11 protein-coding genes are annotated in these 13,852 nt (G+C 54.0%); 3 read left to right on the forward strand and 8 right to left on the reverse strand.

What is annotated here, in order from left to right; all coding sequences use genetic code 11:
- Positions 1–161: 161 nt before the first annotated feature.
- Positions 162–1,847, reverse strand: coding sequence for a HEPN domain-containing protein (locus LDO54_RS19405; protein WP_224012303.1), 1,686 nt, complete (start codon positions 1,845–1,847; stop codon positions 162–164).
- A gap of 219 nt (positions 1,848–2,066) precedes the next feature.
- Between LDO54_RS19405 and LDO54_RS39275 the strand changes: the two genes are divergently transcribed.
- Positions 2,067–2,183, forward strand: coding sequence for a type II toxin-antitoxin system ParD family antitoxin (locus LDO54_RS39275; RefSeq protein ID WP_436975627.1), 117 nt, complete (start codon positions 2,067–2,069; stop codon positions 2,181–2,183).
- Between the two features lie 100 nt (positions 2,184–2,283).
- On the opposite strand, the gene LDO54_RS19410 is transcribed toward LDO54_RS39275, so the two are convergent.
- The 6 genes from LDO54_RS19410 to LDO54_RS19435 form a co-directional block, all read right to left on the reverse strand.
- Positions 2,284–3,141, reverse strand: a complete 858-nt coding sequence (locus LDO54_RS19410; protein WP_224012304.1) for an HNH endonuclease — start codon at positions 3,139–3,141, stop codon at positions 2,284–2,286.
- A complete protein-coding gene (locus LDO54_RS19415; RefSeq protein WP_224012305.1) occupies positions 3,138–4,580 on the reverse strand; it encodes an AAA family ATPase in 1,443 nt (480 codons plus the stop codon). The genes LDO54_RS19410 and LDO54_RS19415 overlap by 4 nt, the downstream gene beginning before the upstream one ends.
- Positions 4,581–4,891: 311 nt before the next feature.
- Positions 4,892–5,659, reverse strand: a complete 768-nt coding sequence (locus LDO54_RS19420) for a hypothetical protein (RefSeq protein WP_224012306.1) — start codon at positions 5,657–5,659, stop codon at positions 4,892–4,894.
- A gap of 344 nt (positions 5,660–6,003) precedes the next feature.
- Positions 6,004–6,966, reverse strand: a complete 963-nt coding sequence (locus tag LDO54_RS19425) for a DUF3800 domain-containing protein (RefSeq protein ID WP_224012307.1) — start codon at positions 6,964–6,966, stop codon at positions 6,004–6,006.
- A gap of 54 nt (positions 6,967–7,020) precedes the next feature.
- The gene (locus LDO54_RS19430; RefSeq protein WP_224012308.1) at positions 7,021–7,179 is read right to left on the reverse strand and encodes a hypothetical protein; all 159 of its coding nucleotides are present in this window, start codon (positions 7,177–7,179) and stop codon (positions 7,021–7,023) included.
- Between the two features lie 125 nt (positions 7,180–7,304).
- Positions 7,305–11,621: a hypothetical protein gene (locus LDO54_RS19435; protein ID WP_224012309.1), complete on the reverse strand. Its 4,317-nt coding sequence runs from the start codon at positions 11,619–11,621 to the stop codon at positions 7,305–7,307.
- Positions 11,622–12,523: 902 nt separating this feature from the next.
- On the opposite strand from LDO54_RS19435, the gene LDO54_RS19440 reads away from it, so the two are divergent.
- Positions 12,524–13,207 (forward strand): SOS response-associated peptidase, encoded by a 684-nt coding sequence (locus LDO54_RS19440; protein WP_224012310.1) that lies wholly within the window; start codon positions 12,524–12,526, stop codon positions 13,205–13,207.
- On the forward strand, positions 13,204–13,563 hold the full coding sequence (locus LDO54_RS19445) for a hypothetical protein (RefSeq protein WP_224012311.1): 360 nt from the start codon (positions 13,204–13,206) through the stop codon (positions 13,561–13,563). The genes LDO54_RS19440 and LDO54_RS19445 overlap by 4 nt, the downstream gene beginning before the upstream one ends.
- Before the next feature lie 60 nt (positions 13,564–13,623).
- Here the strand turns inward: LDO54_RS19445 and LDO54_RS19450 are convergent.
- On the reverse strand, positions 13,624–13,852 hold a 229-nt coding region (locus LDO54_RS19450; RefSeq protein ID WP_224012312.1), incomplete at its 5' end, for a hypothetical protein.

The following is a 13,852-nucleotide window of genomic DNA, read 5'->3' on the forward strand; positions in this document are numbered from 1 at the left end:
CAGGAAACTGGTTGATACATCAGCAAAGGCGCAATAAAGCGGTGTCGCGACCATGAAATCTTTGGCTTCACTGCTTTGTGGCATACAACCAGCTGTCAAATCCAGAACTCAGAACGGTCCTCGAAACCGCTCGAATCCGCTCCACCGTAGGTATCGATAGGTCATTCGTTGATTGCCGCACGCTCTATCAACCACAAGTGAAAAATTTCGAATCGCTCCTCTCCGCTTTCCAGGTAAGCGTGCGGTATCGCGCTCGCTCCAGCATCTTCAATTCCGAAGATGGCGTTCGCACTCAAGACCATTGGTGTATTGCCGTCACGCGAGTTCTGCCATTCGCTGTACATCTTTGTGTGCAAGTCGCTGAAGCTTATTGAACCATCGCCCTCGCGTATGAAGCAGCCAAAAGAGCGAGTGCCCTTCGTACTCTTCAGCTCATCCAGATTCGCCCTGGAGACTGAAAGGAATGTTGCGGTGCCAGTCAACCTCGCCAAATGCAATTCATCTAGCCTCGCGATAAAGCGCACCTCGCTCCGCGTCGCCTTCAGGCATTCAAGGAAGTCGTACTTGGTTAGACCAAAATCGATGAACGCCCAATACGTTAGAAGCAGTTTTATCTTTTCAACTATCTCGCTCACCAGCGTGTGGTCGCCTTCGCTCAACTTCGGGTCATTGGCATGTGCAATTGCATCACGAATCCTCTTAATTTTACGAAATGCGGTGTCCGACAGTGCAATGATACGGACGATGTCGGAATCCGTTTGCCCTTTGGCAAGCTCATACTTTTCTCCGAATGCGAAGGACGTGCTAGCAAACGCTCGGCTTGCCACGTCGACGAGCGTGTCCAGTTTGGCCCCTTCGACAGAGGGCATGGCCACCTTCACCAACCGCCGAAATTCTGCAAGCTTCGTCTCAGTTGGAGGCACAGGTTCCGGCTTCGGAGACCCTTCCGAGAAAATGCTGACGTAACGGTCGAGAAGAGAGACATATCCGAGCGCCTCATACTCCCAGAAACCTTCATATCGCTGCATCCCAGCCAAGCGAGTCCAGCATACCTTCCGAAATCGCGACCGATAGTAACGTTCGAAGATGGTCTGCCAGCGGTCGTCAAGTTGCTGCTTCTGCACGAAAAACTTCGTCCAGAAGCCCGAATCATCAAAATCCCTCTCGAGGCGACCGGACGTCACGAAATGCACCCTACTATGACCTCCATCGTGCTGCCGTATCCTTACATCCCCGATGGTCGCCGGATACGCCATAAGTATAGAAAGGAGACAGGCAAGCTCATGCGTCTTTCTTTTAAGGTCTTGCAGGTCAAATTTTTTCCCTTCAGTCGTAAACCTGAAATCGACATACTCACTGATTACGCGGTTTTCGCCTGATTGACGGATGCTCCCGTGGTACTCACTCGTTAGAGTAAAGCGCTCGTCATCATTGGCTACGGACACTACAATGGGCTTCGACTTCTCGCTCCACGCCAGATGCCCCCCAACTCTCCCCTCAACACGTTGCTCGCGTAGAAACCACTCCGAGACCTCATGAAGCCGGACAGTAATCTGGTCAAATGCAGAAGGAGCTACGCTACCCTCGATGACAAAGTTCGCGTACAAGTCGAGCCCGGACAGCCGGCACTCACATAGCGTAAATTTTTTGCCTAGTTCCGATTGAACTTCGACATGGTCGATTTCTTCCCCCTCAACCAGAAACGTCGGTGCGTCGCTCTTGAAAGCCAGTCTTGCCCAACGGCCACCGCCGTATGAAAGCGTCCCATCGTAGATTTTCCCGTCGTCTTCGTTGCGACAAGCCACAGCGTGTGTTTGTCTGTCGGGGTAAAGCCAGGTTTTGCTCATAATTTGCTTCGGAAAATTTAATAACCAATGGCACCGCAATAGCGGTGTGTGGAACCACTGTCAGGATGATTCAAGTGGGACTCTTTTACCGCAGCGAAAGGAAATCTTGGCGACCGAAGTCCGTTCGACCTACTTGCGCTTGGGCAGACAGGGCAAGTGATGGCTCGCGCGGCGAGCTTCCGGGACCACGTACTCGGTTGACGGTCACCGCGCCGTAAGGTGCGTTCCACCAACTTAACGAGCATGCGACACATGGCCGGTGAAGAGTCTGGAGTTGCATCGGCATTCGACCTTGACATATTTCTTGAGCGGGTGCGCACCAGACACGGCCGTTGAAAGAAGCCTGGACTCGCCTTACCCCTTGCGGGCGAACCCGTCGCAAAGGAAGCTGTTTGCGACGAGTGCACGGGAGGTTTGTTGAATAAACGAGAGCTCGCTAGACGACGGCTCCATCTCCTTGGGCAGCCGCTACAGCTACAGGCAAGATGGCACGTCCCGCCTCCCCGAGTTCAATTGAGACAGTGTCGAGGGCACGTGCGAGTACCTCGGAACCACCGGCTTTAGCTGCTTGTAAATCTATCAGGCACGTTCGGATGGCTTCCGGGTCTTTCCCATAGACTCGAGCAAACCTTTCGGCCGCCTCCCTAGTGTCAAATGGCTCTCGGCTGTGAATCAGCGCCATCATGCCATCAACCAATTCTTCTGACTCGTCCACGTAGTCTTCAAACAACCGCTTAGTCAGCTCTTCAGCCTTATCGAGACCGCATGCGTGAATGACAGCGGTCCCCTTAGGCGAGGCGTCGACTGCAGCATAGAGAAACGTCGCCACAAGTTTGATGTGGAGAGACCACTCGTCGTGATAGGGGTGTATCCATTCAAACTGATTGCTCAGCGCGGGATAGTTGACAGGGTACTGAGACCGGTCCGCTAACGCATCGTACGAGCCTTTGAATCCGTTGCATCTCTTGCACGCGATAACAAGATTTTCGGGGTTGTACATGAATTGCGGATACCCTGTCGTGTGACGACGGTACTTCTTGTCATTGCTCGAGGCCCGTACCCCGTTGAGTTTTTTTCGTGGATTCTGAGCTTTTGGCAGTATATGGTCCAATTCCCGAAATCCAACTTCGTTTCGATAAACCCGACGTTTGCAGTACGCGCAGAGGCGGCGCTGGGCAACCAAAACAGCATCCCGGTACGCGATGACTTCAGCGAGGCCAGAGTTCCACTCTGTCTCCGCGATTTGCCCAATCGCCTGCATAATGTTTGCATTGATGCGGCCCGCGAGAATCATGAGCGCTTCTCCTGGTTCCCGCCCTCGGCCCGTACGATGGCATTCACGATGCGCCGCATTGGGTCTCTTTGCGGTAATGCTTCTGCTATGTCAGATAGATTTGAAATCGCCTCTCGAAGTGGTGCTTCGAGTTCTTCACCATCACGGATGCTGGCCAGAATCGCATCTGTTTGCTCGACGAACGATACCGCGCGCGTGCTGCTCATTCCAAATACTTCCTGATACACGTCGCTAGCGTCCCATCCGTAGGTGACGGTCACTGCTCTCGAACCAAGCCCAATAGGGCCATCTTCGTCGCGCAGAAGTTGCACAACATTCCCCGCGTTTTGGTCGATTCCTGAAGCAATAAGAGGCGAATGAGTGGCGATAACTGTGTGACATCCGTTCGTCTCCTTGAGGATTTTTGTCAGCAATTCGATATATCCTCGCTGCCACTCAGGGTGCAGACTATTCTCGGGCTCATCTACCAAAACAAGCGACCCAGGTTCAACGGAAAGGGCAAGACCCAAAAGACTCGACATCAAATGCCATTGTCCCGAACTCAGGTCAGATTCATCGACCTGTTTCGAGGAATCTTCGCTAACCTTGTCGACCATGAGGTGGTTCGCGGTAACGAGACCACCTGCAATGAGCGCCAGTAGCTCGCTGGGTTGAAACGGAACGCCGTCTGATTGCCACGAAAGCCTATCTTCATCAAAGGAGAAGACTACGGTCGTGGATAGTCGTTGCAGCTTTTCCGCTGTCGCCCTTCTTGCGGTAGACCCGCTGACCAGCTCTACAAACTGAAGGTCCAGCTCCGCAGATTCCTCTAAGCTTGCTTTCGAAAGTTGACTCTCAATGAAAGCATCGAATTTGGCGAAACTGAAATCCCCAATGCGGCCGCCGTCTCTATCTCTGCGGGACACGTTTAACTGCGAACTACGCCTGAGGAAAATCTTCACCCTCGGCGCGAGTCCGAGAAAATTGAGGACTTCGCGCGCTGCCCAGGTATTTTTTCGAACAGCTTCGACTCCTTGAAGAAGCAGGAATGCAAGTGTACGGACCGTATGCGCGGCGCCCATAGTACCGTTCGCGCTCTTCAATCCGAGATATACATATCGGTGGTCCGTGTCGAACCTGGTGGCATTGGACGGGCGTTGATAGAGCGTCTGCCTCGGATACCGGTCGAACGGGGTTCCAGCTATTGCGATAACTTTCCCAGTGACGCCGGTATCAGTCGAGAAAGAAAGCCTGGGCTTTATCGTTGGATGGCCGTTTTGACGGAACCCGTGGCTACCCAAGACACCTTCCAGTAGGACTCTTAGAAGCAGGCTCTTCTTGGTGCCATTGCGTCCAATCAGCACGGTGGTCCAGTTCTCTGACTCGATACTGGGCTCAGATAAGAATACGGGCGAACCTGATTTTTTAAGGCTCTCGGTGGTCCAACGAGTAATCCGCATGTTTATCTCGTATTGAATTTTCGATTTTTAAAGTGCTCGCTCGATTCGAAGGAATCGCGAATTGATTCTGTCGGTAGTTGGTCCCCGGATTACATCGCGATGCATCCGAGATGCTACTCAGGTTTGCATGAGTCTCGTTATCCAGTGGTGCCCATCCGCAGCCTATCGTGCTCAAGCACAGGATGGCAGTCTGCGAACGGCAGCATTTTCGAATGCGAACTAGACTCACCGGCTCCGAGCATTGTTGCCCGCTCTTTTCATTCGCAACCGTCACATTCGAGAGCTAGTCACATCTGTGCACGTCCGATGATTTAGGAGTTTGCGATGTGCGTGAAAAACGCCCTCGTATCCGCTGGCAGCCCACCAACATCTTCGACCATATCCATAAGACTACCAAACCTATCCGCATAATATTTTAGCGTCGGGGTATACTCGAAATGCATCGCGGCATGGGCCTCGAGAAACTTTCGTCCTTGCCTGATGAGATACACCAACTCCCGAACATGCGCCTCCACTACAGAGCCTGACGTCTTCGCATAGCGAACAAATTCCTCGTAGGCTCCCAACAAGGGAGCTTTGGAATTGGCTCTATGACGCTGTGCCTCCGACTTCATTTGCCTAATCGTGAGATTGATGGAACCGGGCCCCGAAACTACAGAATCGAGGATTCGCTCTATGTGCGAGTCAATCTCCTTTACAACATGCAGCATTTCATCTCGCGCTCTTTCCTGCCGCATTGCATTAACCTGCTCTTCCGCCGAATTGGTCTGCCGCTGAAGAAGCTCCAAGGAAATACGAAAATCTGAACCCTGCTTATGGATAGACCAGAGAAGACCTATAAAGGCGAGTAAAGCGAAAACTGGATTGAGCACCCCGCCAAAGTAGTCGCCAAATCCAGACCAATCTCCGCGGTCGGTTGAAAGGTGCGTGCCGAACTGAAACACGTATAACGCCACCGTCAAAACTGTTGATACGAGCACAACGACAATTACCGAACCAAAGAATCTTCTATTTATCAAAATAAATCCCGGCATCGTGAAATTTGATTTGCCAACTTGAACCAATACAGGCGACGACAAGTTCGAACCGGAGTCTAACTTGTGTACGCCATTTTCGACTCGCCCCTTACGAGCCCTGACCGTGAATCTTCGGACGCCCTCTACGGGGTGCTACTTCCAGATGCGCCGTAATTCCGCCTCGAGCGGTGTGAAGAACGGGGCAAGCTATACCTGCGCCGCTCCTCACGGAGACGCCGTTCGCGGCGCCATGGCAAGTCAGGCGCCGGCGTGTCTACGCCAGGCTCCACTGCGCGCTCCCGGTCTCGCTTTGCATGCACCAGTCGGTAACCGAGCAAAGCGAACGGTACACAGGGGCGTGCGACGGGACATAACATATAAACCGCCCACACCGCTCAGCCCGTCGGTCAAACGAGTTTCTTCGCTCGAGCACGTATAAAATCAAGAATACGGCTGTTGGAGTCCACAACCCCATCGAATTTACGTGCGATTGGGAGAAGCGTTTTGGTCGTCCCTCTAAGCTCAGTCGACTGACCTGAAATCGATAGCCAAGGCGCTTGTTGAATCATGAGAGTAGCGAGCGCTTCACCTACACGTTCGCTGTCGTTCCAATGGCCCTTCAGACTACGTCGCAGGCCACCGGTCAGCAGGTCAACAACCTTCAAACCCACCATCGATTTTGAATTCAAGAACTCATAGTGCGCAACCACTTTCGATGGCGAGAAGCCACCTGTCCCACCCTGGCCATGGGCATCATAAAAATCTTTTACATTCATCTCTTTTGAAGGCTGCAATACGTATCTGTAGTGGCGCCCTTCGCCCGATAGAGACCTATCCAGATAGAGACCAACGAAGTCGTCAACCTTGGCCTTCTCATCAACGAACCAGTGGAATTCACGAAGTGTTGCTGGAGAATGCCTAGAAAAGTAACCGACCGCTCCCCAAAGCGCCGCATTTGTTGCTTCGCAGAGCGCGTTAGCTTGCAGGTAGAGTTGAAGCCGCTTCTCGTTGGCGATACCGACATCGCCTTGGGGCAGACTGCGCTCACATTCTGCAATTTTCAGATACTTACCCTTCGCCTCAATCGGCGTATATACAACCGAAGGAACGAACACTCCACCAATATCGGCAAGATTCCGAACGAACTCGATATAGTATTCAGGATTGTCAGGGTCAATCAGTGTACTCTTCAGTTCGTCGATTGCTTCTTCGGCGTCGGGTGCGCTGACGTTTCGCTCCAGTAACTCATACGCTTGCGCGATATCACCCAACTTAGCCTCATCAACGGCATAAGCTCCAATCGTGCTCCAAGGGCGTCTTTCTGCCGGAGCGAAAGTGAATGTACCGGACTCATCGATGTAGACGTGCATTTTCTCTCACTATTGAATCGCTTTTTACGTTAAATCAACGCTAACCCCCAGCGCTTACTCCTCGTCAGCCACGTCGTCAGGATTGTCCCGTCCTTTCGCATGCCCTGAGTAGGCTTCGACCGCGCCAAGCCTGAGCAGACCAGCGCCGAGGTCGTCTTCTTGTTGAGTGTGAATGTGCAATAAACCGGCATTGCCGTTATCTCCCGCAGCCATTCGATGCACCACGCATCACACGCCCGTTGGGGCGAGCCGTATCGTACAAGAAATTCGGGCAGCACCACGCGGCAATGCATTCGGTTTGTGTGGTGAGGCGCGCCTATGCCTCACGCCACTTACATTCATCGTTCTCTTGGGTCAGAGAAGTCAAATCCCACGACAGACAGTCCGTGGATGTTGTCTGGATACTGCGCCGCCAACTCGCTCGCTCTAGCTTGAAGAATCGAAATGACCTCAGCGAAATTGATGAGCTTCCTATCAGCCGGCCGCTGCCATCTACGCGTCGGCTCCGTATTGCCGACAACATAGATGCCAAACTTGACGCCTTCGGCTCTCAGATATTGCCCAACAAGCTGGATTTCCAGCCTTTCCAGAAGCTGCTCAATGGTCCAACCAAGGTTCGCAAGCTTTACTTCAACCGGAACGGCGTTCAATCCGGGAATTTCGATGCGAAGGTCTGGACGCTGGTTCAGGTCTATCGTTGATTCCTGAGTGACTGAAAACCAGCTCAAGGACCGGCCGTCAAGATGCCGCTTCAAGAAGCCTTGGAAGGCTACTTCCTTGTCACCAGAGCGAACCTGCAATCGGTCCGTCGCATTCTCGGAGCGCTCCACATGGGCTTGGATGTCCACGATGAGTCGCTTCGCGAGCTGATACAGCTGATAGTTGGAGCGAGGCTTGTGTCGGTAGTGCTCGCCGAACGAACGAACATCTTCCGGGAGCCAAGCGGTCGGGTCCGCTTGCTTGCCGTTTCTCTCGTCCTGTATGTTCCGAATCCAACCATCGTAGTCAGGCAAGATTTTATCGTCGAGAAAGCGACGGAGCACGCTGTCGCACTCAGCCGAGTCTGAGGTGCGAAGCACTTCCCACAATCTACCTCGGAAGTCCTGCGCATCGTCTCGAGCGTCAGGTGAATACACTCCTCCATCTGTCCGGTCAATATCATCTTCCCGGCGCACATACCGACACACCAAGGGTAGCAGGCTACCCAAAGACGTTGGAGACAGATATGAGGCGCGCCCTAGGTTTAAATCGCCACCGAAGCGCCCCCCCAACCTTGCGCTAAGCGAGATGACCAAATTGTCAGCCTCTTCTTGCACAATGCAGTCCGCGAGAACGGATTCGAGATATGCAATCGCCGGTAACGCATCTAACTTTAGCCACATGCCCATCCACGTCAACCAACGCGCTTGACCTAGCTCGTATTGCTTCACTCGCGTCGATGCGAGGCCGGCGAGTTCATCATAGTATGAGTCGCCAGCTCTCACCAATGTCGTTGTAGCTTGCTTTAAAACATCGTTGTGCAGCGGGTCAGCAATCGACAGGATGCGCCAGACAGCGTTGGCCGATGCCTGCGTTGGCGACTTCGCAGAAGCCAACTTGGCAGTAACCTCATGCACAAGTGGTCGGTCAGCGGCATATTTGAATTCGGCATCGATGGCTGGAGACAGTGCATCAGCTACCTCGCGAGGAAACGCCAAAGCGAGAGATTCAAACCAGTCTGGCAAGCCGTTAAGTTCGCTGCAGGCGTACCTCACTGCACGCGTGACATCAGCGTTGCCAAAGTCCTTGAGAGTGAGGCGACCCGCTTCCCATTCCGATTGAAGCGCAATCAGGCCAAAGCTAGCCCGTACGTCCATAGAATTTGGTACTTTTCGCTCTGAGGGAAGTTCCGGAGAAAACGTCAACCACGTGCTAAAACAGCCCGCTTCTGCTGCGGCCGCGAACGTGCGCCCCCATTTGGCGCGCACTTTCTCCCAAGCCGCCACCCCATATTTACTCGAACTTCCATCCTGCATTACCTCAAGCAAATATTTGAGGCCATACACATATTTTCCCGACTTAATTTTTCGGAGATGGGTCCACAACAAACGCTTCCGTTGCACGCCGTCTCGCCAGTGCTTGAATCGCCATTGTTGCATTGTTCTCCAGTGGGCATCGAAAAGACGTTGACGTATGTACTTGTCATATCGCTTATTGAACGGTGCCGTCACTCTGTACTTCAGATGCGTCAACACCAGTGGACGGATGTCACGGCGAGCGAACGTCCGACGTAGCTTCCAAGCTATCGCGGGAAGTGATTTACCTGTCGCCCACGAGAGCGAGAGCGCAACCTCAATAGCCACCTTTCTATCGCGCTCCTCTGTCGCGTCAATGCTGTCAGAAATCAACCAATCCAAATCGACATAGCTCAAGCGGAGAACACTGTGATACGGGTTAAGCCTATGCGCCAGCGGCTCTTTGTCCTGACTCGCACGAAATTGAGCGACGCGCCGCCAAAAGATGGCTCGGCGAAGTTCAGGGCTGCTTCGCAGTACGTTTCTTATTGCCTCAAGCTGTGGCCTCTCGCCAGAGTTATCTGGCTGTTCCAGCATAATCCTACGTTCAACCAGCAGGACTGCGTCAAAAATGATGTTCACTTCCGTATCTGCGTATCGTGGCTTTCTTAGAGCAGCGGCCAGCAACGGCACAATTAACTCCGAGACCCAGTAGTACTGCTCGGAAACGCGCAACGAATTGATGGTTGGCGGATTCGCCAACATAGCAACAATTCCTCTCAGAAAAGGCATTACGTTTTCGTCGTCGAGTGCCTCTACCAAGCTAGACTTAACTGAGTTCAGAAACTCTATTTCATGGCGCCTGACGGACGCAGTTCGTTGAAGAAGCTCGAGAGCACCTTCAACGGAGAGGCATGTCGGGAAAAGCGTCTCAAACAGATAACCGAGTGTCTTGTTGTCGATGGCTGCGACTCGCGGATAGCATTCAGCAAGGCTACGTTTATGCGCCCCTGTTCCAGCATCTCGAACAGCAAGAACAGAATATCGACGTATGTCCTCTGAAGTGGTCGCGAGTTCAAACAATGCAATGACGCTCCCGACGCACTCTGTCAGCTTTCCCTCCATGATTATGAATAGCAACCGCGCCTTCAGCCCGTCGGATACTTCACTGTCGAGCAGGTAGGTAGATATGTCCGTAGCAAGTTCGGAGTCCGCAATCCGGGCAAGAGACTCGAGGTCTACTTCGATTGGAACGTATTCGCGGCTGTGGTACTTTTGCACTATGGCCGCAAGGACCCGCTTACGATATTCAATCGGTAAGGCCGCTGGGTCACCCCATTGGAGATGAATTTCTGGCGCTGTCGCCAACAAGAGATTCTCCAGCAAAGGACGCCATGACGAGGCATCGCGCTTTACCAACCATGGCGCAACGGGCCTCATCGAAGCACGTAGCGTAATTGCGCCATTGGAACTCGCGAAAAGCAGTTCCTGCAGGGATTCGAATGAGCAGTTGTGCTGCATCAACCCCTCAATCCAAGATGCGGCGAGGTACTCAACGTGTGAGCGATGGTGAAAAGAAAGTGCACCGCGGCTTTCTGAATCGAATAATGCTCGGTCGAGCAACGCCCGTCTCTGAAGCGACGTCCAATCGCTCGGCAGCACAAGTTCGGCAGCGAGGTAGCTCTGGCCAGAAATATGAGCATCATCGGGTACGGCGAACTTAAGATTCTTGCAAAGCACTGCAGCAGCCGCGAGATATTCAGCTCCCGCCCTTGCCCGCTCCGCGGTCAATGGGTCGCCACGCTCCTTGCTGGAGACCTCGGCAAGTAGCTTGCGAACCATATACTCAGTCAACGCAGTCAGGCCACCCAGCTCCCGTTTGTCCTTCCAGTAGTCATACAAATTAACTACATCGAGAGGGCGACCAGCAAAGGGCCATGCGTTGTGTTCATTTAGTGCCTCGATAAATTTCTCTGCATCCTGCACGCCTCTGTTCTCGGCGAAGGTACGTACCTGGATTGGAGCGAGCGGCAGTATTGTGGCAATAAGAATGTCTTCAGGCGCTGCGTCCGGCTTTTCAGGCGGCGCCACAAACCGCTCTCTTATCGCTTCACGGTCTGTATGCGGGCGCCACTCACTAATCCTTGAACTGACTATCAACCGTGCTCGAAATCGAGCAGGCCCGAGCGTGTTGCCAAGTCGGTCCAGCGCAGCAATGAAGTCATCGTCGCGCTTCAACTTTGACTCGTCGACCGCATCAAGCAAGAAAAGTGCTGCGTTATTCGATTTCTTCCATTGCTCGAGCCTCTCCAATTCCGCGTCTGACAGAATGGTCTTTACGTCCTCGGTGACCAATTGTTCGAGCCGCAAAAAAAAGCTCTCTGGGTGGCGCCGACGGAGCGCACGCAGCTCTTCTGTTTTTCCACTGCCGGGCTCCCCCAGTACGACGACTAGGCGGTGACCGAGCAGGCCCTCCCAATCGAACGTTCTATAGCCGCGAGTGTGTGCCGAAAGATAACTCTGATTCGCAATGTCATCAATTGGCTCTTCGTCGTGGTAACGCTGAAACCTCCGACCGAGTTCGACGAAGCCGCCTGGATGCTTTTCAGCAATCTCCAGCGATGCGGTATTTGATGAAATAAACGATACCTTTGTGCCCAAAGTGCCCCCGGAATTTTGGCTTCTTTTCGGATTTCACGATTCAGTGTCGCGCCGTCGTCGATACAACACTTCCGCTACCCGACACTTATCAAAGCGCGACTGCGACGCAGACCATTTGTCAAATTGGAGCAGGAAAGGTAGTGACGGCTGATTATGCTTTTCGCATCTGACGCGACTAGGTATATGCTCAAGTCCTGAAAGCGTGATGATAGCGCTCATCAACGCCGTCGCTGCCATGTGATTGGTCCGATTCTCTGCAATTCCTGCATCCGCCGGCGCCTTAAGCGCCCCATTGACCGACGAGCATCGTCGATGGTGGCGTGCTCCTTCTGCAAGTACCAGTAACCTTCGGCAGCCATCGCCTCCAGTTCCTAGATTGCGTAGTGCCCGCACTGCACTTCGAGTGCGAGTCGGCGAACGTCATCCTCTGGGTGCTGCTTCCAGATGCGTCGTAACTCTGCGTCAAGTCGCGTGAAAAACGGTGGCAGCCCATACCTGCGTCGCTCGGTACGCTGCTTTCGCTCTCGGGTCCACGGGAAGTCAGGCGCCGGCGGGTCGACGCCGGGCCCCGCAGCACGCTCCCGGTCTCGTTTCGTATGCTCGAGCCGGTACACGCACGTCTCGTAGGCGTACCAGTCCGACCGGGCTTCTTCGTCTGTGAGCCATATCGGCGTGGGCACAAACCGGGCTTGAACCTCGTCCCAGACTGCCCACTTCTGCCCACTTGTATTCCCAAACCGGCTCCATGACTGACAAACAATACTGTATGGATGTACAGTATAGCCAGGGGTGCTGGGTGGCCGTCAAGATGGTCGACTCAAACAGAGCCACTCCGCATCGCGCTCTTGGTTGCCACAAGGCCCTTCTCCCATACTCGCGGGCACCCTTGCACGGAGGGACAGATGTGTACGAACTACGCGGCCGCGCGGCGCGCCCAGCTATTTCGCCATTTCGGGATTGAGCCGCCCGACAGCCCGTGGCGCGACGAGGTCTACAAGGACTATCCAGCCCCGATTATTCGACGCGCAGGAGATGCCACACACGCGGACGTCGCGACGTTCGGCATGGTTCCGCGCAAGCACATTCCACCTGGCGTGCGGGTCGTCGACACGATGAATGCGCGCGCAGAGACCGTCGGCGAGATGCGCAGCTTTAGCGGAGCATGGAAACGCCAGCAGCTATGCCTCGTGCCCTGCGATGCCTTTTACGAGCCAAACTACGAGAACGGTAAAGCCGTTCGCTGGCGCATCAACATGGCTAGCGGCGAACCGTTTGCCATCGCCGGACTCTGGCGAGAATGGAACGAATGCCAAGATGACAAGGCGCTCTCGTTCACGATGCTGACCGTCAACTCGAGCGAGCATCCGCTCATGCGGCGCTTCCACAAGCCTGGCGATGAGAAGCGCTCGGTCGTTATCGTGCGGCCCGCCGACTACGAGAACTGGCTTACCAGTCGCACCATGGACGAAGCCCGCTCCTGTCCCAATCTCTTACCCGCCGACCTGATGCATGCTGAAGCGTGCCCCGCTCCGCCTCGCGTACAGAAGAGCTACGCGGCGGCCCCGAAGGAGGACGCAGAGAAATGAGCAAGCTAGATGATGAAACCAGAGCAGAGTTGCTCACGTTCCTCGTTGTCGGGCAGCTCTTCGCATTTGCTCGCAGTGGCGAGTGGTTGCGAACCGACCATCTCATTGAATCAGCGCAAATCTGGCTAAGTTCAAACGGTGCTATGTGCGATTGGCTTGAACGTGCTCGGCTCGTCGAAGCATGCCGTGTGGTCGCGGTGGAGGCATTGGATATGCCGTTTCCACAGCTTGAGTCCGACCTCGTGCAGTTGTTCAATTTGAATGGTGGCTGGTTTCTCGATTACCGACAACCGGCTGTCCAGCAGGTGCATGCGCTCAGTGTTTTGCATCTTTCTCGGAGCGCCAACCTCGCATAAGTGCAAACCGGAACGTAAAAATAGTTGTACCCGAGTTGTACATCATGGTCCCGGCGGGAGCTATGCCCTCTCCCTACCCGAACGTTGTTCACCACCATGATTGAAGTCGCGGAAGAAGAAATTGCTGCTCGGGAGCTGCGCAGTGCTGCTTACCACGAGGCTGGCCACAAGGTCCTGTACGAACAGTTCGGCGGCGCAGGCGACGCCTTCGTATGGCGCAACGACAGCGGAGACCCAGAGGAGCGAGCGTGGTTCGGGCAGTTCCGAACTTGTTGATTTGCAGTAGAAA

The organism is Paraburkholderia tropica (assembly GCF_914484835.1).
Taxonomy (GTDB): domain Bacteria; phylum Pseudomonadota; class Gammaproteobacteria; order Burkholderiales; family Burkholderiaceae; genus Paraburkholderia; species Paraburkholderia tropica_A.

What these genes read in the sequence shown, in the direction of transcription:
- LDO54_RS19405 (WP_224012303.1), bottom strand. Translation starts at nt 1,847, where the DNA reads ATGAGCAAAACCTGGCTTTACCCCGACAGACAAACACACGCTGTGGCT.
- LDO54_RS19425 (WP_224012307.1), bottom strand. Translation starts at nt 6,966, where the DNA reads ATGCACGTCTACATCGATGAGTCCGGTACATTCACTTTCGCTCCGGCA.
- LDO54_RS19445 (WP_224012311.1), top strand. Translation starts at nt 13,204, where the DNA reads ATGAGCAAGCTAGATGATGAAACCAGAGCAGAGTTGCTCACGTTCCTC.
- LDO54_RS19440 (WP_224012310.1), top strand. Translation starts at nt 12,524, where the DNA reads ATGTGTACGAACTACGCGGCCGCGCGGCGCGCCCAGCTATTTCGCCAT.
- LDO54_RS19410 (WP_224012304.1), bottom strand. Translation starts at nt 3,141, where the DNA reads ATGATTCTCGCGGGCCGCATCAATGCAAACATTATGCAGGCGATTGGG.
- LDO54_RS19430 (WP_224012308.1), bottom strand. Translation starts at nt 7,179, where the DNA reads ATGGCTGCGGGAGATAACGGCAATGCCGGTTTATTGCACATTCACACT.
- LDO54_RS19415 (WP_224012305.1), bottom strand. Translation starts at nt 4,580, where the DNA reads ATGCGGATTACTCGTTGGACCACCGAGAGCCTTAAAAAATCAGGTTCG.